The 22,651-nt window shown below is 37.8% G+C and carries 14 protein-coding genes, 2 tRNA genes and 3 rRNA genes; 14 read left to right on the top strand and 5 right to left on the bottom strand.

All coding sequences use genetic code 11. The annotated features are described in order from the left end of the window. The first annotated feature begins 322 nt into the window (after nucleotides 1-322). The 10 genes from SFA27_RS20430 (at nucleotide 323) to SFA27_RS20385 (ending at nucleotide 12,710) form a co-directional block, all read left to right on the top strand. Nucleotides 323-1,839: ribosomal RNA gene (locus SFA27_RS20430) — 16S ribosomal RNA — on the top strand. 196 nt (nucleotides 1,840-2,035) lie between these two features. After that, nucleotides 2,036-2,109: transfer RNA gene (locus SFA27_RS20425), tRNA-Ile, on the top strand. Nucleotides 2,110-2,201: 92 nt separating this feature from the next. Continuing rightward, a tRNA-Ala gene (locus SFA27_RS20420) sits at nucleotides 2,202-2,275 on the top strand. A gap of 153 nt (nucleotides 2,276-2,428) precedes the next feature. Then, nucleotides 2,429-5,186 (top strand): 23S ribosomal RNA (locus SFA27_RS20415). A gap of 156 nt (nucleotides 5,187-5,342) precedes the next feature. Next, nucleotides 5,343-5,450 (top strand): 5S ribosomal RNA (rrf, locus tag SFA27_RS20410). Together the 16S, 23S and 5S rRNA genes with 2 tRNA genes alongside form the textbook arrangement of a ribosomal RNA operon. Before the next feature lie 921 nt (nucleotides 5,451-6,371). Beyond that, complete coding sequence (locus SFA27_RS20405) at nucleotides 6,372-7,538, top strand: T9SS type A sorting domain-containing protein (protein ID WP_407294559.1); 1,167 nt, start codon at nucleotides 6,372-6,374, stop codon at nucleotides 7,536-7,538. A 126-nt stretch (nucleotides 7,539-7,664) separates the two neighbouring features. After that, a complete protein-coding gene (locus SFA27_RS20400; protein WP_407294557.1) occupies nucleotides 7,665-10,319 on the top strand; it encodes a 4-alpha-glucanotransferase in 2,655 nt (884 codons plus the stop codon). Between the two features lie 139 nt (nucleotides 10,320-10,458). Then, nucleotides 10,459-11,436, top strand: coding sequence for a hypothetical protein (locus SFA27_RS20395; protein ID WP_407294555.1), 978 nt, complete (start codon nucleotides 10,459-10,461; stop codon nucleotides 11,434-11,436). 187 nt (nucleotides 11,437-11,623) lie between these two features. Continuing rightward, entirely contained in the window at nucleotides 11,624-12,073 is a 450-nt protein-coding gene (locus SFA27_RS20390) for a hypothetical protein (RefSeq protein WP_264519597.1), read from the top strand. Between the two features lie 127 nt (nucleotides 12,074-12,200). Next, nucleotides 12,201-12,710, top strand: a complete 510-nt coding sequence (locus tag SFA27_RS20385) for a ferritin (protein WP_047374012.1) — start codon at nucleotides 12,201-12,203, stop codon at nucleotides 12,708-12,710. 87 nt (nucleotides 12,711-12,797) lie between these two features. Here the strand turns inward: SFA27_RS20385 and SFA27_RS20380 are convergent, their stop codons facing one another. Further along, a complete protein-coding gene (locus tag SFA27_RS20380) occupies nucleotides 12,798-15,938 on the bottom strand; it encodes a UvrD-helicase domain-containing protein (RefSeq protein WP_407294552.1) in 3,141 nt (1,046 codons plus the stop codon). A gap of 182 nt (nucleotides 15,939-16,120) precedes the next feature. On the opposite strand from SFA27_RS20380, the gene SFA27_RS20375 reads away from it, so the two are divergent. The 4 genes from SFA27_RS20375 to SFA27_RS20360 all read left to right on the top strand — a co-directional run bounded on the left by SFA27_RS20375 (nucleotide 16,121) and on the right by SFA27_RS20360 (nucleotide 19,329). Further along, on the top strand, nucleotides 16,121-16,867 hold the full coding sequence (locus SFA27_RS20375) for a hypothetical protein (RefSeq protein WP_047374044.1): 747 nt from the start codon (nucleotides 16,121-16,123) through the stop codon (nucleotides 16,865-16,867). Further along, nucleotides 16,868-17,686, top strand: coding sequence for a hypothetical protein (locus SFA27_RS20370; RefSeq protein WP_264519595.1), 819 nt, complete (start codon nucleotides 16,868-16,870; stop codon nucleotides 17,684-17,686). It begins immediately after the preceding gene. Nucleotides 17,687-17,698: 12 nt separating this feature from the next. After that, on the top strand, nucleotides 17,699-18,511 hold the full coding sequence (locus tag SFA27_RS20365) for a carboxypeptidase regulatory-like domain-containing protein (protein WP_407294549.1): 813 nt from the start codon (nucleotides 17,699-17,701) through the stop codon (nucleotides 18,509-18,511). Nucleotides 18,512-18,594: 83 nt separating this feature from the next. Beyond that, a complete protein-coding gene (locus tag SFA27_RS20360) occupies nucleotides 18,595-19,329 on the top strand; it encodes an SIMPL domain-containing protein (RefSeq protein WP_047374007.1) in 735 nt (244 codons plus the stop codon). A 53-nt stretch (nucleotides 19,330-19,382) separates the two neighbouring features. Here the strand turns inward: SFA27_RS20360 and SFA27_RS20355 are convergent, their stop codons facing one another. From SFA27_RS20355 to bshA, 4 genes are all read right to left on the bottom strand, one after another. After that, on the bottom strand, nucleotides 19,383-19,895 hold the full coding sequence (locus tag SFA27_RS20355; RefSeq protein WP_047374005.1) for a GNAT family N-acetyltransferase: 513 nt from the start codon (nucleotides 19,893-19,895) through the stop codon (nucleotides 19,383-19,385). A 3-nt stretch (nucleotides 19,896-19,898) separates the two neighbouring features. Further along, a complete protein-coding gene (locus tag SFA27_RS20350) occupies nucleotides 19,899-20,120 on the bottom strand; it encodes a PspC family transcriptional regulator (protein ID WP_034695702.1) in 222 nt (73 codons plus the stop codon). 93 nt (nucleotides 20,121-20,213) lie between these two features. Next, nucleotides 20,214-21,470, bottom strand: a complete 1,257-nt coding sequence (locus SFA27_RS20345; RefSeq protein ID WP_407294546.1) for a DUF2851 family protein — start codon at nucleotides 21,468-21,470, stop codon at nucleotides 20,214-20,216. A 28-nt stretch (nucleotides 21,471-21,498) separates the two neighbouring features. Further along, on the bottom strand, nucleotides 21,499-22,647 hold the full coding sequence (gene bshA, locus SFA27_RS20340) for an N-acetyl-alpha-D-glucosaminyl L-malate synthase BshA (RefSeq protein ID WP_047374001.1): 1,149 nt from the start codon (nucleotides 22,645-22,647) through the stop codon (nucleotides 21,499-21,501). Nucleotides 22,648-22,651: the final 4 nt, after the last annotated feature.

Genomic DNA, 22,651 nt, shown 5'->3' with positions numbered 1-22,651 from the left:
ACTTAAAAACTTTTGACAAAAAAAGTTGTGAGATTAAAAAGAGTTTGTATCTTTGCAGTCCCAAATAAAGGGAGCGCAGGAGTTGATGGATTGAGGTTAATGAAGAGATTAAGGTTACTTAAAAAACTTTAAAATTTTCTTCAGAAACATTTGGTCAATTAAAAATAAAGTTTTACTTTTGCACTCGCAAATACGGAGCGACACTGACAGAGAGATTGCTTCGTTAAAAAGCGGAAGATATAAAGATCATTGACATACAATATAACAACCAAGTAAGGAAAAACTAAAGCGTTAAGAAACTTTGAGTGAGTCAGACAAACATACAATGGAGAGTTTGATCCTGGCTCAGGATGAACGCTAGCGGGAGGCCTAACACATGCAAGCCGAGCGGTATTGTTTCTTCGGAAATGAGAGAGCGGCGTACGGGTGCGGAACACGTGTGCAACCTGCCTTTATCTGGGGGATAGCCTTTCGAAAGGGAGATTAATACCCCATAATATATTAAGTGGCATCACTTGATATTGAAAACTCCGGTGGATAGAGATGGGCACGCGCAAGATTAGATAGTTGGTGAGGTAACGGCTCACCAAGTCTACGATCTTTAGGGGGCCTGAGAGGGTGATCCCCCACACTGGTACTGAGACACGGACCAGACTCCTACGGGAGGCAGCAGTGAGGAATATTGGACAATGGGTGAGAGCCTGATCCAGCCATCCCGCGTGAAGGACGACGGCCCTATGGGTTGTAAACTTCTTTTGTATAGGGATAAACCTACTCTCGTGAGAGTAGCTGAAGGTACTATACGAATAAGCACCGGCTAACTCCGTGCCAGCAGCCGCGGTAATACGGAGGGTGCAAGCGTTATCCGGATTTATTGGGTTTAAAGGGTCCGTAGGCGGATCTGTAAGTCAGTGGTGAAATCTCACAGCTTAACTGTGAAACTGCCATTGATACTGCAGGTCTTGAGTGTTGTTGAAGTAGCTGGAATAAGTAGTGTAGCGGTGAAATGCATAGATATTACTTAGAACACCAATTGCGAAGGCAGGTTACTAAGCAACAACTGACGCTGATGGACGAAAGCGTGGGGAGCGAACAGGATTAGATACCCTGGTAGTCCACGCCGTAAACGATGCTAACTCGTTTTTGGATTTTCGGATTCAGAGACTAAGCGAAAGTGATAAGTTAGCCACCTGGGGAGTACGTTCGCAAGAATGAAACTCAAAGGAATTGACGGGGGCCCGCACAAGCGGTGGATTATGTGGTTTAATTCGATGATACGCGAGGAACCTTACCAAGGCTTAAATGGGAAATGACAGGTTTAGAAATAGACTTTTCTTCGGACATTTTTCAAGGTGCTGCATGGTTGTCGTCAGCTCGTGCCGTGAGGTGTTAGGTTAAGTCCTGCAACGAGCGCAACCCCTGTCACTAGTTGCCATCATTAAGTTGGGGACTCTAGTGAGACTGCCTACGCAAGTAGAGAGGAAGGTGGGGATGACGTCAAATCATCACGGCCCTTACGCCTTGGGCCACACACGTAATACAATGGCCGGTACAGAGGGCAGCTACACTGCGAAGTGATGCAAATCTCGAAAGCCGGTCTCAGTTCGGATTGGAGTCTGCAACTCGACTCTATGAAGCTGGAATCGCTAGTAATCGCGCATCAGCCATGGCGCGGTGAATACGTTCCCGGGCCTTGTACACACCGCCCGTCAAGCCATGGAAGTCTGGGGTACCTGAAGTCGGTGACCGTAACAGGAGCTGCCTAGGGTAAAACAGGTAACTAGGGCTAAGTCGTAACAAGGTAGCCGTACCGGAAGGTGCGGCTGGAACATCTCATTTTAGAGCGTCATTAGACGATAAACAAAATTAGTACGCAAGTACAAAGCACTTACTTAAAGTTCAAGCTTTAGTTTTTTGTTTGGTTGGTTATATAAAAAAATACAAAACCCACTAGAAATTAGTATAGGGAAAGAGATTGAGAAATGAAGAAGAGGAAAAGGAATAACTTATTACTCATCACCCATTACTCATACAAAGTCTCGTAGCTCAGCTGGTTAGAGCGCTACACTGATAATGTAGAGGTCGGCAGTTCGAGCCTGCCCGAGACTACTAATTAAAGGAGTTAGGATGTAGGTTGCAGATATTAGGGAATAGCATATAAATGGTATGAACTAGCAACAGACAACTATCAACTACTAGAGGGGGAATTAGCTCAGCTGGCTAGAGCGCCTGCCTTGCACGCAGGAGGTCAAGGGTTCGACTCCCTTATTCTCCACAGTTTTGGAAGATTGATTTAAAAGTTACGGATGGAGCCAAAAACAACATCTGTTCATCAATTGGACAAGAAGATATTAAGATCATTGACATTAACGGTAAAGACATCACAAAGAGAAAACCGAGCGCATAAAGCGCTTGAGTAACCAATAGGAAAGAAATCGTTAAGGGCGTATGGCGGATGCCTAGGCTTTCAGAGGCGAAGAAGGACGTGGTAAGCTGCGAAAAGCTGCGGGGATTGGCACACACGAATTGATCCGCAGATGTCCGAATGGGGCAACCCGTCTGGTTGAAGACCAGTCATCCCTTAGGGGAAGCAAACCCGGAGAACTGAAACATCTAAGTACCCGGAGGAAAAGAAATCGAAGAGATTCCGTAAGTAGTGGCGAGCGAAAGCGGATTAGCCCAAAAGTCGTTATATGTTTAATAGAATGTTCTGGAAAGAACAGCCGTAGAGGGTGATAGCCCCGTATATGAAAGGCATATATTGATGATAAATGAGTAGGGCGGGACACGTGAAATCCTGTCTGAATATGGGGGGACCATCCTCCAAGGCTAAATACTCCTGAAAGACCGATAGTGAACAAGTACTGTGAAGGAAAGGTGAAAAGCACTTCGAATAGAAGGGTGAAATAGAACCTGAAACCGTACGCCTACAAGCGGTCGGAGCAGCATTAAGCTGTGACGGCGTGCCTTTTGCATAATGAGCCTACGAGTTAATTTTACTAGCGAGGTTAAGGTATTAAGTACCGGAGCCGGAGCGAAAGCGAGTCTGAATAGGGCGGATAGTTAGTAGGATTAGACGCGAAACCTTGTGATCTACCCATGGGCAGGTTGAAGCTCTGGTAACACAGAGTGGAGGACCGAACCGGTTGACGTTGAAAAGTCTTCGGATGACCTGTGGGTAGGGGTGAAAGGCCAATCAAACTGGGAGATAGCTCGTACTCTCCGAAATGCATTTAGGTGCAGCGTCGTATATAAGTTTATTAGAGGTAGAGCTACTGATTGGATGCGGGGGTTTCATCGCCTACCAATTCCTGACAAACTCCGAATGCTAATAAATGTTCTACGGCAGTGAGGGCATGGGTGCTAAGGTCCATGTCCGAGAGGGAAAGAACCCAGACCAACAGCTAAGGTCCCAAAATATATGTTAAGTTGAAACAACGCGGTTGGACTGCATTGACAGCTAGGATGTTGGCTTGGAAGCAGCCATTCATTTAAAGAGTGCGTAACAGCTCACTAGTCGAGCGGTCCGGCATGGATAATAATCGGGCATAAACATATTACCGAAGCTATGGATTTATATTTTAGATATATCTGGTAGGAGAGCATTCTATTTGCGCCGAAGCAGTATCGTGAGGTATTGTGGAGCGGATAGAAAAGAAAATGTAGGCATAAGTAACGATAAAGCAGGCGAGAAACCTGCTCACCGAAAGACCAAGGCTTCCTCAGCCATGCTAATCAGCTGAGGGTTAGTCGGGACCTAACGCGAACCCGAAAGGGGTAGTGGATGGACAATGGGTTAATATTCCCATACTTGCTCACACTAAAAAGGGGACGGTTGGATGTAGCTGCTAAAGACTGACGGAATAGTCAAGGCCTAGCCTTCGGGCGAAGCTGCTGTAGTGTAATCTGATCCAAGAAAAGCCGAAGTGAAGCAACCCGTACCAAAACCGACACAGGTGGTCGAGGAGAGAATCCTAAGGTGCTCGAGTGAGTCGTGGCTAAGGAACTAGGCAAAATAGTCTCGTAACTTCGGAAGAAGAGACGCCATCAGCAATGGTGGCCGCAGTGAAGAGGCCCAGGCGACTGTTTATCAAAAACACAGGACTCTGCTAAATCGAAAGATGCTGTATAGGGTCTGACACCTGCCCGGTGCTGGAAGGTTAAGGAAGGTGCTTAGGGTTAAACCGAAGGCATTAACTGAAGCCCCAGTAAACGGCGGCCGTAACTATAACGGTCCTAAGGTAGCGAAATTCCTTGTCGGGTAAGTTCCGACCTGCACGAATGGTGTAACGATCTGGGCACTGTCTCAGCCACGAGCTCGGTGAAATTGTAGTATCGGTGAAGATGCCGATTACCCGCAATGGGACGAAAAGACCCTGTGAACCTTTACTATAACTTCGTATTGACTTTGAGTAAGTAATGTGTAGGATAGGTGGGAGGCTTTGAAGCTTGCACGCTAGTGTAGGTGGAGCCAACGTTGAAATACCACCCTTTACTTACTTGGAGCCTAACTTCTTTTAGAAGGACATTGCGTGGTGGGTAGTTTGACTGGGGTGGTCGCCTCCAAAAGAGTAACGGAGGCTTTCAAAGGTACCCTCAGCACGCTTGGTAACCGTGCGTAGAGTGTAATGGCATAAGGGTGCTTGACTGTGAGACCTACAAGTCGATCAGGTGCGAAAGCAGGACATAGTGATCCGGTGGTTCCGTATGGAAGGGCCATCGCTCATAGGATAAAAGGTACTCCGGGGATAACAGGCTAGTCTCCCCCAAGAGCTCACATCGACGGGGAGGTTCGGCACCTCGATGTCGGCTCGTCACATCCTGGGGCTGGAGAAGGTCCCAAGGGTTGGGCTGTTCGCCCATTAAAGTGGCACGCGAGCTGGGTTCAGAACGTCGTGAGACAGTTCGGTCTCTATCTATTGCGGGCGTTAGATGTTTGAGAGGGCTTGATTCTAGTACGAGAGGACCGAATTGAACAAACCTCTGGTGTATCAGTTGTACCGCCAGGTGCACCGCTGAGTAGCTACGTTTGGAAGAGATAAGCACTGAAAGCATATAAGTGCGAAACTCGCCTCAAGATGAGACATCTTTTAAGGGTCGTTGGAGATGACGACGTTGATAGGCTACAGGTGTAAAGACAGTAATGTCATAGCCGAGTAGTACTAATTACCCGTAGATTTATAGTCTATGGTTACTAATATAAACCAAGTGCTTTATGTGCATTGAAGGTTTTGTCTTTGTGAAAGTTTTTATCGCTTAAAACAGGTAGCAGATGGTAGCTATCAGGGAGCAGGAATGCCTGTCACCTATAACCAACATCCTGCAACCTTATATACCTTCTTTAGGGTGGTTTTAGCGGTGGGGCTCACCTGTTCCCATTCCGAACACAGAAGTTAAGCCCACCAGCGCCGATGGTACTGCGAAAGCGGGAGAGTAGGCCGCCGCCAGTTTTTATTTTATTTTTAAAAAATCCTTTATCTGATGATAAAGGATTTTTTTTGTTATATACCTAATCCAGCTAAATAAGCAACTACATCCCAAAAACATAAGTAATGAGCAATAAGTAATGAGCAATAAGTAATAAACAATAGTCATCACTCATCACTATGTCATCGCAGATGTTATTATTACCTATTCATCATCCATTACTCATTACTGATTATTCATTACCCATTATTGCTTTTCTCTTCCTGATCTTCCTGCTGACTTCTTATTTGTTGTCTCCATTACCGTTTATCACCCCCGGTTTGTCACTCCGCAGGAGTCTAAACAACCAATTTTAAAGTTCTATCATCAACCATATCTAAGATTACCAAATCACTTAAGTATTAAAAAAAACTGTAGCGATATTCCTTTGAATCCTTTAGACCCTAATAAATGTGGCTGGATTCCTACGGAATGACATAGTTGGGATATTAGATCTTACTATGTAAAATTGACTCTTCCTAATCTGGATGGGCCCCGCAACTTATAACTCATAATTAATAATTCATAATTCATAATTCATAATTTGTTTTAGCCTAGCCCCGATAGCAATGGCTACCCCGCAACTTGGGTTAGAGAGCATGTGGGTTTGAGTGTGGGAGCGCAATGGCGTGAGGAGTATGAATGGATAGCGGGTGAATGCTCCTGAAATATAATAAACCATGAGTCATTTATTACTTCTTAATTATTATGTATAATTTAGGCTATTAATTATTTTTATATTCTTCTATCAACTGATTAAACAGGATGAAGAAATGACTGACAAGAGCTGTTTATTCATTAATTTATCATCAACTTTATTCAAATAGCCGGGATTTTTGTTTTTTAACTTGAAAATTGTGTAACTTAGTCATATCAAAATGATTACGAATCTAAAAATATATAATATGAAAAAACATTTATTCCCTCTATTTTTATTGTTATTCGGTGTGAATGCACAAGCACAGCAAGATTTCTTTGCGATTGTAGGAAAAGAGACTCAGAGTATTACTTTCAATGATTTTCGGGCAATTGATGCAGCAAATGGAACTTCTGGTGAGAAAGTTTTTACAGCTGATTCTTCAACCAAAGTATTTTCGCAGGCTAGAAGAGGTATTGTAGCTGAAGATAAAAACTCTTACAGTAATTCTCAAGCAATAACTATGGCTGCCCTGGCTTATGATTCTTCAAATAATAATCTGGTGTATATGCCGATGTTTTCCTCTAATATCTATATTTTAAACCCACAGACTAAAGAGATTACACTGGTAGAAAATACTGTTGCAAGAGTATCGTCATGTGATATCAATTCTCATATTACAAGAATGGCAACAGGGTATAACGGTAGTATTTATGCTGTGAATAATGCCGGGACACAGTTTCTGGAAATTAGCAAAAAAGCTGGACAATATATAGTAAATGATCTTGGGATTATCAAGGATGTTCCATCTAACGGTAGAAATTCATTTACAGCTATGGAAACGGGGTTTGGCGGAGATATGATTGCTGATGCAGATAATAACTTCTATGTTTTTGCAGCTTCAGGAAATGTTTTTAAGGTTCTGACAAAAGAACTGAAAGCTAGGTTTGTTGGTAAAATTACCGGAATTCCGAATAACTATTCTGTTAATGGATCCGCTGTAAATGCCCAGGGAAAAGTGGTGATTGCAAGTGCAAAAGGAGCTGCCTTATATGAGGTAGATCTTGCCACTTTACAGGCTAAGCAGCTTCCTGGAGAACAGGGATTGCATATTTATGATTTGGCAAGTAAATATTTTGCAAATGATAAAGCTTCCGGGATCAATGCTATGGCAGCCAATCTGGATATTTATCCTACAAAGGTGGATGAGCATTATATTAACGTTCATGCTAATAAGAATCTGAAAGGTAATATTAAACTGAATATTTTCGATATGTCAGGAAAAAATGTGATGACTCAGGATCTGTCTGTAAAAGATGCTTCGATAGATGAGAAAGTATATCTTAAAGGATTGGTGAGTGGAGCTTATATTGTAAATATTACTGATGAAGCCGGGAAAACAATATTTAATAAGAAGATTCTCGTAACAAGATAATTACAAAATATATTTAAGAATATGAAGACCTTCTCAAATTGATTTGAGAAGGTTTTTTAATGATTATTTGATATTTAATAAGTTTTATTTTTCGATATTAAAATGTATTTTTATAAAAAAATATAGATGAAACTATACTTTAATGTAGGATATATTGTAAAGGCTGGAGAAAATTTGCAGTTGGTCATTGGAGAAGAGGGAGGAGCTGCAGTACATATCCATACAATGTTTTATGCTGAGAATGGATTGTGGAAATGTGAAGTTGATAATTTCTCAAAATCGATTTCTTATCAATACCGTGTGGTCAATGAAAAAGGCAATGTATTAAGAGAGGAATTTGTTCCGCATCATCTTAGTTTTCCTCATAATTATAAGGAATTTATAGTTTTTGACGAATGGAATAACAAAAATTTCCCCGAAAACTATTTAAACAACAAGATTCTTTACAATAAACTGCATGATTTTGTTCCCGAAAAAATAACGGTTTTAAAAAAACATACCCATCTATTCAGAATAGAAGCTCCTATTTATAATCCGGATTGGAGGATTGTACTTTTTGGAAGTACGGCATCCTTAGGAAATTGGAGTTATGAAAAAGTTATTCACCTGCATCAGACAGATTTCGGAATGTGGGAAACTTCTGTAGAAATTCCGGAGAATGAATTTATCCAATTCAAATACTGTATTTTTGATACTAAAGAAAATAGAGTTATTGATGTAGAAACCGGAGAAAACAGATTTACGGTTGCTAATCTATTGAGTGATGTTCTGCAGATTGTTTCCAATCATTATTTTAGATTTAAAGGGTATCAGATGTATCATGATGCCGGAGTTGCTGTTCCCGTATTCTCATTGAGAAGCGAAGACGGATTTGGTGTAGGAGAATTTGCAGACATTAAAAAATTAGCAGATTGGACTAAAGAAACGAATCTTGGTATTATTCAGATTCTTCCGATCAATGATACAACAGCGAATTATTCCTGGACAGATTCCTATCCATATGCCGCGGTATCTGTTTATGCTCTGCATCCACAATATATTTCTTTAGAAAAGCTTGATTACTCTTTACCTAAAAAATTAGTTGAAGAGTATTTATCTGAAAAAGAGAACTTAAATGCTTTGGATCTGATTGATTATGAAAGAATGATCGAAGGTAAATGGAAATATCTTACAGCGGTTTTCTATGCAGAAAAAGATAAAATCTATAAAGACAGAAACTTCAAAAAATTCATCAAAGATAATGAGCATTGGCTTGTTCCTTATTCTGCATTCTGTGTATTGAGGGACAAATATAAAACACCCAATTTCACTGAATGGAAAACCCATAAAAAATATATTGCAGGAAAGATCTTACAGTTTTTTACAACGAAAAATAAAGATTATGATATCTCAATGCTTCATGCCTGGGTACAGTATCAATTGCATGTACAGCTGAAAGATGCTGTTGATTATGCCCATAACCTGGGAATTTCGTTGAAGGGAGACCTTCCGATTGGAATTTACAGATATTCAGTAGAAGCCTGGACAGAGCCGGAATTATTCGGAATGGACTTTCAGGCAGGAGCACCTCCTGATCAGTTTACAGAACTGGGACAGAACTGGGAGTTCCCTACTTACAATTGGGAAGCTATGAAAGCAGATGATTATAGATGGTGGAAAAACAGGTTCAAAGCGCTGGAACAGTATTTTGATGCAATGAGGATAGATCATATTCTTGGTTTCTTTAGAATATGGAGAATGCCTGTTTCAGCCGTACAAGGGATTTTAGGATACTTTTATCCGGCTGTTCCTATTGTCGCGGAGGAATTTAAGGCATGGCAGATTCCGTTTAGTTTTGACAGATATTGTAAGCCTTTTATCAACAATCAGGTCTTATGGGATTATTTTGGAAAAGATAGCGGAAAAGCCCTCGAATTTATGAACCGTAATGCAGACGGAACCTATATCTTCAAAGAAGAATTTGATACCCAGAGAAAACTGGTTAATTTCTTTAAGAAAAAATCTTATGGCCCGCTTGAAGAGCAATTGATTTCACTATGTGCCAATGTTTTGTTTTTAACAGAAGAGAGAAATGGTAAAACAGTTTATCATCCAAGATTTAATGTATACAATACAGAGTCTTACAAACATCTTCCGGAATTGGAGCAGAAAAGCATTTATGACCTGTACCATGATTATTTCTTCAGAAGGCAGGATCATCTTTGGTCTGAAAAAGCCATGGAAAAACTTCCTGTTATCCTGAATGCTACCAAAATGCTGATCTGTGGAGAAGACCTAGGAATGGTTCCGGCATGTGTACCAATTGTAATGGACGAATTAGCGATCATAGCTTTGAAGGTACAGCGAATGCCTTCTGAAAATATTCCGTTCTATAATCCCAAACATGCAAATTATATGAATGTAGTGACAGCATCTTCACACGACAGTTCAACCCTGAGACAATGGTGGAAAGAAGACCCTACCCTTACACAAAAATATTTCAACCAGCAGCTTATACAGTATGGTAAAGCACCTGCTGATCTGAATCCTCATCTTGCGGAGATCATTATGAAACAGCATTTATATAATGAAGCTATGCTGGCTATCTTCCCGATTCAGGAATTTCTGGCAACAGATGCTGAGCTTACCAATAAGAAAATTGATAATGAAAGAATTAATAATCCAGCAGTTTTCCCACATTATTGGCGCTACAGAATGCACATAAAGCTGGAAGACCTTAAAAAGAAAGAATCTTTCAATGAAAAGATTGCTTTTTGGGTAAAAGATAGTGGTAGAATGTAAATTTAACACTTGATTATCAGTTAGTTAATAATAATTTAAAAGAAGTTTGATCTTAAGATTTAACTTCTTTTTTTTATTTGTATCAAAAAGATAGAATTAAGATATTCTGCTATATATTAACCAATTAACGACTATAGAGATGAAAAAAATATTTTTAGGATTAGCTTTTGGGTTGGGCGTTTTGACGTCAGCTCAGCAGTATCCGAATAATGGTTGGGGTGATGATGGTTATTATCAGAATGGAGATGGTTATTACAGCGATGAAGATGACAGAAATTATTTCCCTGACGATTATTATTATAATTATCCTCAGGATTATTATCCAAGTGATTATTATCAGAGCTATTATAACGACTACAGAGGAAGTATCATTAATATTGACTGGAACGGATTTTTCGTACAGAACAGATTAAACCGCTGGCAGGTAGATCAGATTATGAGACTTAATAATCTGTACGCAAGTTTTACAACATGGAATAATTTCTACCGATATAATCCGGACAGATGGTACTATGACAGGTTTTATGCATTGGAAAGAATTTTAGGACCAAGAGTGTTTGTTGTTTTCCAAAATAACTATTACAGAGGTTCAAGTCCTATTGTGTATTTCCAGAATTACAGAAGATCATATTATGTACCGAGATATACTGTAATGCCAAGATATAGAAATATCAATATCAATATTTACAGGGTAGACAGATCAAGATTCCGTAGAATGGATAACCCAACTTTTGATATTGTCAGAAGAGACAATAGAGGAGGAAATGGTTTCAGAAATACGAGAACCGAAAACTCAGGCGGCTTCCGTGATAATAATGGCGGTTTTAGAAGCAGTAATGAAGGCAATAGAGGAAACGCCGACAATAACGGAGGTTTCAGAAATAATAACGGCGGAGGATTCAAAGGAAATTCTGACAATAATGGAGGTTTCAGAAACAATAACGGCGGCGGTTTCAGAGGAAATAGTGAAATGAGAAGAGAAGCTCCTAGAAGAGAAGATAACGGCGGATTCAGAGGAAATGGAGGAGGCTCCAGACAAAGATCTGAAAGTTCTGCTCCAAGACAACAGAACCGTGGTAATAATGGAGGCTTTAGAGGCAGCTTAGTAAAGAATTAATTTTCATATATTATATTTAAGTGGTGTGAAGGGCAGGTTTTTATAATCTGTCCTTTTTTTTGTTTATTTATTAATTTATTTTTATTAAAATTTAACATTATTTGTGAATTCACCAATTTAACTTATGTTTTAATTAATAATCAAAAAGGTATAATAACAAAATAACAATTAATTAAATTTTAAAAAGATGAAAAAATTAGTTTTAGCAATAGCATTTATCGGAATGGGAAGTTTTGCAATGGCACAACAGACTACAACTCCACAGGACAGACAGGCAAGAGCCGTAGAAATGAAACAAAAAATGGAGCAGAAACAACAGGAACGTCTTGCAGAAATGCAGAAAGACCTTAATCTGAACCAGTCTCAGGTAGCTCAGATAAAAGATCTTCAGGACAAAAGAAATGCTGAAAGGAAAGCTGAGTTCGAGAAAAATAAAGGAGACAGACAAGCGAAGATGCAGGAGATGATGGCCAAAAAAGCACAAATGGATGCTGACATGAAAAAAATTCTAAACCCTGAACAATATGATAAATGGCAGGCTGACAGAAAAGCAAAAGCAGAAAAAATGAAGATGGCAATGAAAGAAAGAAGAATGATGAAAAAGCCGATGAATACGGGAGCTGCTGACGTAAAATAACAGCTTGTAATTTTAGTTTTTTAATGTGTTAAGGATGGATGTTTTTCCATCCTTTTTGTATTAATTTTATTTAAAACTTTTGATTTCGGGCTTTTATTCCCTATTTTTGACTATAAATTTAATACTTATGGTTAGCGAAAAAATTGCAAAATTAATTAACGAACAAATTGCCCACGAACAATATGCCGCTCAATATTATCTTTCAATGTCTGCATGGTTTTCCGGAAAAGATCTGGATGGAATTGCCAATTATTTCAGAGTGCAGAGCAAAGAAGAATTGATGCACGCAGATAAAATGTTTGATTATTTGAATGATGTAGGCGGGGAAATTATCATCGGAGAAATTCCAAAACCTCCACATGAGTTCGAAAATGCAACAGATATTTTTGAGAAAGCATTGGCACATGAGAAAATAGTAACTAAAAGTATTTTCAATATTGTAAAAAATGCAAACGATGAAGGAGATTTTGCAACAACGTCATTCCTACAGTGGTTTATTAACGAACAGGTAGAAGAAGAAGCAAGCGCTTCTCAGTACGTAACGAAAATCAAAATGGTATGTGATAATCCATCAGCTCTATATCTTTTTGACCAGGAATTGTCTCAGAGAGTATTTGTTCCTGCTACAACAGCCTAAGACTTAAACTTCTTAAAATATAAAACCGCTATCCAAATAGCGGTTTTTATTTTTATCTGAAAATCTATTAAGGTCGGATTGGAAAATCTACAGATAAATAATCTGAGTTTTCAGAACTTTTTTACCAAGACGCTCAAGAATATTTTTATAACCTTCTACCTGTGCCTCATCTTTGGTTTTCTGCTCACCAGTCTTAAAATCAACAATGATATAACCTTCTTCACTTTTTAAAATACGGTCAGGTCTGAAGATATGACTTTCCCCGTTTTCAGAAATCATAATATCTTTCTCGTTGATCACTTCCCATTTTTCATCAAAAAATTCAGCATAAGTTTTTACGATTTCCTCTAAAGTGAACTGTATTTCATTCTTTTCCTCCAAAGTGATCTGACCTTCCAGAGCATATCCTTCCAATACCTTTCTGATATCTTTTTCAGTATTGATCTTCGATAAAAGCTCATGTACAAAAAGTCCGATTCTCACCTTTTCATTTCGTACCTGATAGTTTTTAGAAGGAGTTGCAATCTTGATAGAAGTGCTTTTTTCATTGACATTCTTCAGATTCTGGATATTCTGTGTTTTAAAAGATGAACTTTTATCTTTCGAGTACTTTTTCAACATTTCAGGATTCACTTCATATACATCAAACTCATCAGCCTGTTCCGGGTTTTTTGTTTGAAGGAATTCAAGAAGCTCAAGATTATTAGAGGTCTTATTCGCTTTCTGAAGATAGAAAAACAGCTGCTCAACAGGTCTTGTTGTAGCCACATATTGCAGGCAAAGCCTGTCAATCATATTTTTATAAGAGTTTTTAGTGTTGAAAAACAAAATTTCCTCATCATAAACTTCCAGATTCTTATTAAACTGATTGATATTGACTGATTTTAAAGCTTCATTCTCATTCGTATCAAACCAGTTGGTAAATTCATTATCCCGGTTTTTATTAATCATAGGAATGAATACAATAGGGAACTCCAGCCCTTTGGACTTGTGAATAGTCATGATCTGGATTGCATCAATATTTTCTGAAGCCTGAATGGTATAAGAAGATGCTTCTTCATCCCAATATTTCAAAAACTCTTTCGTACTGGCGCTCGCGTTCTGAGTGAAGTTAAAAAGCATTTCCAGGAAGTTCAGTAAAAAGTCCGTCTCTTTGTTTTCAACAGAAAATTCGTTGATGTAATATTCTATGAAATTATACAGATTAAACCTCGGGAAATTATCCTGCCTAAGCTGTAGTGAATATTTCTCCTGAATATATTGAAGAATCTCTTCATGGCTTTCAATATCCAGAATTTCTTTCATGTTTAAAGTAAAATCCGGCATTTGAATTTTTCCCAGAGTATTCAGATGATACATCATCATAATCAGACAATGCTTGTTCTTAGGATTAAGTTCCCATCGCAGAAATTCAATAACAGCCTTTAAGGTATTGGAAAGTTCCAGTGTAAGACCTTTATCAGAAATTGTTTTAATATTCGTTTCCTCACCGCGGTATTTAACTTTTAAACTTCCCAGTTTTTGAGAGTAGCTGAAAATATCAAAATTTCCACGGCAGAGAATAGTGATATCAGAAAATTTAAAACCATTATCCAGACATTCCTGGATGTCTTTCCGCATTCTTTCTGAAGTATCATTATAAAACTCTTCATTGGTAAGATTGTCAATCAGGTTCACCTTTACCCGTCCATCAAACTTTGATTTTGGACTTTGTTCAGCATCTTCCCCGAAAATGTTCTTATGCTCTTCCAAAAGCCCTTCAGAATGGAAACGGTACAGCTCATTGTTGAACTGTACAATATTTCTGGCACTTCTCCAGTTGTCCTTTAATACAAGAAGATCAGCTTCCTTCGGTGAAAATTCTTTTTTGTTGATAATATCCAGCATCAGTTTACTTTCTCCACCACGGAATCTGTAAATACTCTGCTTGGGATCGCCTACCAATGTAAATGAAGTATTTTCCGTAGAAACACTATGATCTCTCAGCGGAACAAAATTCTGCCACTGCAGTTCTGATGTATCCTGAAACTCATCAAAGAAATAATGCTGAAATTGTGATCCTACCTTTTCATAAATAAAAGCAGAAGGCTCATTCTTAAGATTTTCATTGATCAGAATATTAAATTTAGAAAGAAGAACAAGATCATTTTCCTCCTCAATTTTTTGAAGCTCATCCTGAATATCCTTATTTACCTTTAAGGGTAGAAGAGCAGACAAAACTTTCTCTTTCTTTTGAGTCTCAATGTACAGAAGGATGAGTTTCATTCTGTTATCAAGAAGCTGCTCAAGAATCTCAAAAATTTCAGACTCTTTATGCTTTGACTTGGAAGATGCTCCTTTTCTGTAATTGTTGATGACAGACTCTTCCTGAGTGGTAGGGAAAGGAAAACCGGTTCTTTTCTGTTGGTAAAAATCTATGACCTTCATAAAGAAACCTCCGATTCCGTTTTTGCCCTGGGCAAAATCTTCGATATCAATATTTCTGGATTTGAATAATTCAATAGAACTGGCCGCAAGTTCTGCAGACAGTTTTTTATTGAAAACAATTTCTTTACGAAGTGTATTTTTTATATTCTCATAATTCGCATCGTCAAAACTCTTATTGCTTTTCAGATGCTCATAGTGAATATCCTTTACAAATTCTTTTGCCGAATCATAAAGGTTTTTATTTAGATTAATCCTTTCGTTGTTCTCAAGACTATAATCTACATAATCCATGAAAGAATTGGAGATCGTTTCATTTTCTCCGATCTGGTCCAGCATTTTATCCACCGCTTCTATCAAAAAGGGCTCAGCTTCAATTTCAAGATTAAAATTTTTAGCCAGTCCCAATTCATAAGAAAAGCTTCTTACAAGCCTTGAATTAAAACGGTCAATGGTTCCGATATTCAATGTGGAATAATTGTGGAGAACATAATCCAGCAGCTTCTTAGAACGGTGATGAAGTTCATCAATTGTAATTTTTAGCCCTTGTTCTTCAAAAGCTTTCTGGATATTTTTCAGATCTGTATTCTCTGCATAGTCTTTAGCAGAGAAATTTCCCAACCATGATAAAATTCTTTCCTTCATCTCGTTCGCTGCCTTATTGGTAAAAGTCAGAGCGAGAATATTCCTGATCGACTGCTGTTGATTAGGATAGCGGAGACAGATCATCAGAAGCCTTTGTACCAGGGCATATGTTTTCCCGGATCCGGCAGAAGCATTGATGACTGTGTAAGAATTTTGCATTGTAAAAAGAGAATTGAGACTGCAAGTTAGCTAAAATTTAAAAGAAACTTTAACAATTTAATCGGGCTATTTAACAGTTTGGAAGGCAAAAATCAAAAAGAAATATTAAAACGCGTTAACTGTGGTTAAACTTATGGTATACATTAAAAATAATTTTAGCTTTGCTTTATAAAAAACAGCCAGTGAAACTCAAACTATTCTTTTTTTTATCCTTTATTTTTTTTATCCATACCCATGCCCAAAATTATATATTCGGAAGGATTACTTCTGAAGACGGTGCTGAAATGCAGGATGTGAATGTAATCAACATCCGGACTGATGAAATGGTGGTTTCAAACATAGATGGTCATTTTATGATTTCCGGAAGACAGGGGGACGAATTACGTTTTATAAAAGCAGGGTATGAACGGCTGGTGAGAAAAGTTTCTCAGGAAAATGTACAGTCTCCTATGAATATAAGCCTTGTTCGCCAAACCATTCAGATTCCTGAAGTGGAAGTGAAGCAGGGACTTACCGGAAACCTGAAAATAGATTCAAAACTCTATAACAAACCTAAAAAGGTAGAAAAACTGATTAAAGATATAGATCGTTATATCGCTCAAAAATCTGATCCAAGAATATTGGCAGCCAAGCCCGGAGAATTTGTACAGCCAAAAGGGCAGGGGTTCTCTATAGGAAAAGTGAAAGACAAATGGGATGATGTAGATCTGATGCAATATATCAGAGCAAGTCTTGGAGATGATTATTTTACCAATCTTAAGATAGAAAAACCTCTGATAGACCATTTTATTTACTATGTTTTTGCTGGTGGTTTTGAGAGAAAAAAAATACTGAAGTACGGCTTCTGCAGTGATGCAGATCTGAATAGGTTCCAAAGTTTTGTTCTGACAAGAATTTCATCCTACCGTGCCCCACAAACTCAAAGATAGATGGAAATAAGATATATTGGAAAGGTTTTATTTCTTGTGCTGTTTTGTATCACTTCGGAATTGTGGGCACAGCAAAAAATATCAGGAAAAGTGATCACAGGGGAAGAACTTGATTTGTCTCCTGTACTCATCGTCAATATTTCGGAAGGCAAAAGCATGTTAAGTGATATGTCCGGGAAATTTGAAATGGAAGCAAAAGAGAATGATGAGATCAGATTTGTAAAGGAAGGATACTACCGGGTTGATAAAAAGGTTACTGGAGAAGATTTCAACTCTGCGCTGAATATCATTCTGAAAAAAATGGAGATTCAGATCCCTGAGGTAAAGATAAAATATAGACCTACAGGAAATCTTGCGAAAGATAATCAGCACTTGAATGAATCCAGAAAGCTTCAGTCTTTGAAATCAGATATGGAGGAGTATATGAAAAGTCCGCTTAATCAGCCTTTGCCCACTAATACAATTTCAAAAACTTTTACAGGACATGATTACAATGCGGGGCAGGTAAACCTGTTTGGCGTATTTAATGCTGTATCAGGCTTGGTAAAGAAAGCAACAAAACCCAAAATTACCAAAGCGAATTACAATGAAACCCAGGATTTCCTTAAGAGAGTAAAAAATCAGGTCAATCTGAGTTTTCTGAAAAAATACGGAATGGATGAAGAACAGATTGATGCTTTTCTTCTTTATGCGGAAAAAACACGTTCACTGGCAAAAAGATACAGAAAGGATTTTCAGATAAGTGTGGTAGAATATGAACTTAAAATCGCCTTTGGAGAGTACAGTAAAACAAATAAACTGGAAGGAACTAAAGAATAACTTTAATAAAAATTGAATTATTTCATTAAAAATATAAAAACATTGGGGCAGAGAAAATTTCTTCTTTTCCTTATGCTTCTGTGCAGTACTTTTATTTTTTCTCAGCAGACAGTAACCGGGCGAGTAGTGGATGATAATGGGGAAAACTTGAGTAAAGTAATTGTTATTAACATGTCTTCCGACAAAAAAATATATTCTGATTCAGAAGGTGTGTTTTCTATAGAAGCCAATCCCAATGATGAACTGAGATTTGTAAAAGAAGATTTCAACAGAACATCCAGAAAAGTTCTTATCAATGGTATTAATCCTCCCTTATTCATTACACTTTATCAGATTCCGAGAGATGTAGGAGAGGTAAAGATCGTAAAAAAGCTTACCGGAGATTTGGGAGTAGATTCCCGGATTGTGGCAAAAGTAGATAAAGGAGAACAGGTGAGAGATGCTGTAGGACTTCCGCAGCCGGTTGGAAAAATGAGAGAGAAGCCTGCAGAAGTGAAAAGTGTTCTTTTGCCCATACTCTTAGGAAACCTGAATGTTCAGGGAGTATATGATCTGATAAGCGGTAAAGCCAGAAGGCAGAAAAGACAATATAGATATGATGACCTCCAGGAGCACATTGCCTGGATTCGGGATAGGATAGATGATGATTACTTTGTAAAAGCCGGAATTCCTGCTGACAGAATTTCAGAATTTATTCAGTTTTCATTTTTAGCGAAGCCTCAGGTACGAACCTATGTAAAAGCAAAAAATCTTTCTGGCGTAATGCTGAGATTAGAAGAAACGGCACCTCTTTTTATAGAAAGACTGAAAGAGAATGAAAAGTAGTTCAAATGTTAAGAAAATCTTAAAATATTGGAATAGAAATTGATACAATCTTTATCGTAACAACAACTCAATTCACAAGTTTTATGAATAAAAATATATTTGCAGTAGCTATTGCCGCGCTAGGTTTTATAATCGGGCTTGGATTTTTAGGAAATGCCATTAAAAACAGAAACAAATCTGAAAATACTATTTCCGTAACAGGGCTTGGTACAAAACAGTTTACATCAGATCTGATCACCTGGTCCGGAAGTTTTTCCAAAAATAATGCTGATCTGAAATCGGCTTATGATGAGCTGGCGACAGACCGAAAAGTAATCAATGACTATCTGCTTTCAAAAGGGATACAGCAGAAAGAGATTGTATTTTCTTCCGTAGATATCCAAAAACAGTTCAGAAGTTATAATGATGCCAACGGAAATTATGTACAGGGAGAATTCTCCGGTTATAACCTTACCCAAAAAGTCTCTATTGAAAGTAAAGAAGTCGGCAAAATAGAAAATCTTTCCAGAAATATTACGGAAATTATCAATCGCGGAATTGAATTCACCTCTTCTTCACCAGCCTATTTTTATACTAAATTGGCTACCGTAAAGCAGGAAATGATTGCCAGTGCAACAAAAGATGCCAAAGAACGTGCTGAGAAAATTGCTGAAAACTCAGGGAGCAGTTTGGGAAACCTAAAGAAAGCAACAATGGGAGTAATCCAGATTACAGCGCCCAACTCTAATGAAGATTATTCCTATGGAGGAACTTTCAATACCTCTTCCAAAGAAAAAGAAGCCAGCATCACAATAAAACTGGAGTACGAGGTAAATTAAATATAAATATCAATAAAAGAAAAACGCCGGAGAAAGATTCCGGCGTTTTTCTTTTATTGATAAATAATATCGTAAATTTCTTTTTTGGCTTCTTCTACATTTTCAGGAGTGTAGTTAGCAAGCAACCATAAATTCAAAGACTTTTTCCCTTCTCCATAACTTGGCTGAATATGAGTATCATCAATTAGACTGAAATTATTTCTCTGATAAAAAGAATAGCGTCTTGCAGCATCTTCACTCAAATCTGCAGGTTCAATTTCTAAAATGACACCTGGATAGTTTTCTGAAATGTGATTGATGATATGAGAACCCAGTTTCTTACTTCTGAATGCTTCAAATACTTCAAAATGCTCTACAAAAACAAAAGTGCTGAGCTCCCACAAGATGAGGTAGCCAATAGCTTCCGATTCATGAATGACAGACATAAACTTTACATGCGGATTTGAAAATAAACCCTCAAACTGTTCTTTGTCTCTTTGTTCGTCTACAGGAAAAGTAGTTGTGTAAGAAGCATAGATTTCCTTTATTCTATGATCCTCAGCAGATGTGATCGGTAAAAATTCCATAGTTTATAAATCAAAGACACTTGGTCTCCTGGTGATGAAAATATCTTTAATCCAAAGCGTGAATGCCAATCCTAAATAGATCAGAAAGAAAAAGCCTGCTGTGGCAAAAGTAGAGTAAATGAAGAAAATTCTCAATTTAGATACAGGAATCCCCAGTTTGGCACCCGTTCTTGTCAGTACACCAAACCACTCTCTTTCCATTTTATGACGGATATTACTCAGCATTTCCAGATTGTTATTTAAAAGTTTAAATCCAATACTGCAAGTTAAGGAATTTTTTTGATAAGGTTTTTGTGTAATGATATCTATTAAAGAAAGCTATTCTTTTAAAAGGTTAAATCCAATACCACAGGCTAAACAGTTTTTTACTTCACAATGGGTTTTGTGATGATAGATCATGCTTTGGCTTTCCAATGCATTGGTAATGTTCATGCCAAGTTTTTCCCAGCTTTTAATGATGGTGTTTTTTTCAGCTGAAACAGTTTTGTACAGTTCAATAATTTCATCTGCAATTTCTTCGCGATGGTATTTGTGATAAGTATACTTTAGAGGAAGGACAGTATTTAGAATAAGAAGATCCATAAAATCCTTGCTCAGTGTTTTAGGCTGTACTTTTGAAATATTTCCGAAATTAAAATGAAAATCCCAGTATTCAGAGGCTTTTACAACTCTGAAGATGTTATATAGCTGATTTGCATTCCTTGCTTCCATAATCTTAGAGAATAGATTCTGATGTTTGTAAAGGTCTGCCAACTGGGACAATCGGATGGTAGGAAAGTTTGGAGGTCTTAATCTTAAAAACTTAGGATGAAATTTCAGATCTGAAATCGAAAATTTGGCTTTAATAAAATCAAATTCTCTTTTCCATATTTTCATCTGTCCGTCCTGTGGCTTCTCTAGCCATCCCGAAATTCCGAAGAGTAAAGCTTCGTGCTGAAGAGGATTCTGCCGGATTTTATTAATGATGCTGTAATCCACACTTTCAGCAATCTGCCGAAAAATATGAGCATTTACTTTTAATCCGAATGAATAAGCAAAACTGTGAAATAAAACGGCTTCAAAATTATTTTTATACCGGATTAAACTTTGTTCAAGTTCTTCAGATTTTTCGTCCAGTTTTTTCAGAATGTTCTCTTCATGGAAATTTACAGGTACTTTTTTCGGATTGAATATATTTTCACAGGCAATAAATTCGTTTTCATTAATGAGTTTTTCATATTTCAGTATGATATTTTCATCAATATGATATTTCAGCTCCAAAGTTGGAACATGCTTTCCGGTAAGTTCCTGAATTTCTATGTCATGCTGAAATACAACATGCAGAATGATATTCTGATAATTGGGATCCTGGGAATGATTGTGGAAAATCCAGTCTGAGGAACGAACATGCAGTTCTATATTTCCTGCGAGAAGTAAGCGGTTGATTTTGATTTTAGCATCCAGAAAATCGGGGCCGGCATTTTTATTCCATTTTCCAAAATGGATGATCTCAACGGAATTCCCTTCAATATCCTTGAAGTCAAAATTTTTGAAAACCTTATAGTTCCAAAGATATTGAAGTAGTTTTTCCGTCATAAGTGTGACGATAAATATAATAGAAATATTATACTTTCGTCAGCTTCTTATTAAAGTTTTCTATAGTCGTTCTATACATTTTCTCATAGATAGGAAGAATGTTTTTCAAATCGAATTTTATAGCCTGATCTTTCGCGTTTTGCTTCATTTTGGTTAAAAGTTCATCATTGCTCAACAGCTTAATGGTATAGTTGCTCATCGCCTCTACATTTCCGATTTCAGCAAGATATCCTGTTTCTCCCTGAATATTCACCTCAGGAATTCCCCCTGCGTTGGAACTGATTACCGGAGTATAAGCAGCCATAGCTTCCAAAGCTGCCAGACCAAAACTTTCCTGCTCCGAAGGAAGAAGAAATACATCCGAAAGCTGTAAGATTTTATACAGATCATTCACTTTTCCTAAAAGACGGATTTTGGAGATAAGATCCGGGTTTTCTTCCAAAAACTGATTGACCTTTTCCATATCAGGGCCTTCACCAATGATGATCAGTTTGGATTTTACCTTTTTCTCCACATTCTTAAAGATCTGAAGTACTTCATCCACACGTTTTACAGGACGAAGGTTCGATACGTGGATCAGAATCTTTTCATCAGGATTGGCAAACTGTGTTCTCTGGCACTCAGAGCAGTCATCAAATTCAGAATTGTCAATAAAATTGGTAATCACCTGAATTTCTTTTTTGATGTTGAAAAATTGAAGCGTATCTTTTTTCAGACTTTCAGAAACTGAAGTAATAGCATCTGACTGGTTGATTGAAAATTCTACTGCATGTTTATAACTTGGATGCTGGCCTACAAGGGTAATATCTGTACCGTGCAGAGTAGTCACCAGCGGAATATCATTATTGTCTTCCTGAAGCATTTGCTTTGCTGTAAAAGCTGCATACGCATACGGAATGGCATAATGTGCATGAAGAAGATCCAGTTTATAAAGATTAACAACCCTGTAGATCATTGAGCTTAACGCAATATCATAAGGCTGATACTGGAAAAGAGGATAGGTCTGAACATTTACCCTGTGGAAGAAAATATTCGGGTTGGTAATGTCTAATCTTGCAGGAAGTGCAGAACTGATGAAATGTACTTCATATCCTTTATTGGCAAGAGACATTCCTAATTCTGTTGCTACAATTCCGCTTCCTCCATATGTTGGATAGCAAAGTATGCCTATTTTCATTAGA

The sequence above is a fragment of the Chryseobacterium sp. HR92 genome (assembly GCF_045689405.1).
In the GTDB taxonomy this organism is placed as follows: Bacteria; Bacteroidota; Bacteroidia; order Flavobacteriales; family Weeksellaceae; genus Chryseobacterium; species Chryseobacterium viscerum_A.
This window is presented reverse-complemented; position numbering and strand designations above follow the sequence as displayed.

Bases quoted from the DNA above. Each gene is read 5' to 3' on its own strand.
- SFA27_RS20405 (WP_407294559.1), top strand. From the start codon at position 6,372: ATGAAAAAACATTTATTCCCTCTATTTTTATTGTTATTCGGTGTGAAT.
- SFA27_RS20400 (WP_407294557.1), top strand. From the start codon at position 7,665: ATGAAACTATACTTTAATGTAGGATATATTGTAAAGGCTGGAGAAAAT.
- SFA27_RS20395 (WP_407294555.1), top strand. From the start codon at position 10,459: ATGAAAAAAATATTTTTAGGATTAGCTTTTGGGTTGGGCGTTTTGACG.
- SFA27_RS20390 (WP_264519597.1), top strand. From the start codon at position 11,624: ATGAAAAAATTAGTTTTAGCAATAGCATTTATCGGAATGGGAAGTTTT.
- SFA27_RS20385 (WP_047374012.1), top strand. From the start codon at position 12,201: ATGGTTAGCGAAAAAATTGCAAAATTAATTAACGAACAAATTGCCCAC.
- SFA27_RS20380 (WP_407294552.1), bottom strand. From the start codon at position 15,938: ATGCAAAATTCTTACACAGTCATCAATGCTTCTGCCGGATCCGGGAAA.
- SFA27_RS20370 (WP_264519595.1), top strand. From the start codon at position 16,868: ATGGAAATAAGATATATTGGAAAGGTTTTATTTCTTGTGCTGTTTTGT.
- SFA27_RS20360 (WP_047374007.1), top strand. From the start codon at position 18,595: ATGAATAAAAATATATTTGCAGTAGCTATTGCCGCGCTAGGTTTTATA.
- SFA27_RS20355 (WP_047374005.1), bottom strand. From the start codon at position 19,895: ATGGAATTTTTACCGATCACATCTGCTGAGGATCATAGAATAAAGGAA.
- SFA27_RS20350 (WP_034695702.1), bottom strand. From the start codon at position 20,120: ATGCTGAGTAATATCCGTCATAAAATGGAAAGAGAGTGGTTTGGTGTA.
- SFA27_RS20345 (WP_407294546.1), bottom strand. From the start codon at position 21,470: ATGACGGAAAAACTACTTCAATATCTTTGGAACTATAAGGTTTTCAAA.
- bshA (WP_047374001.1), bottom strand. From the start codon at position 22,647: ATGAAAATAGGCATACTTTGCTATCCAACATATGGAGGAAGCGGAATT.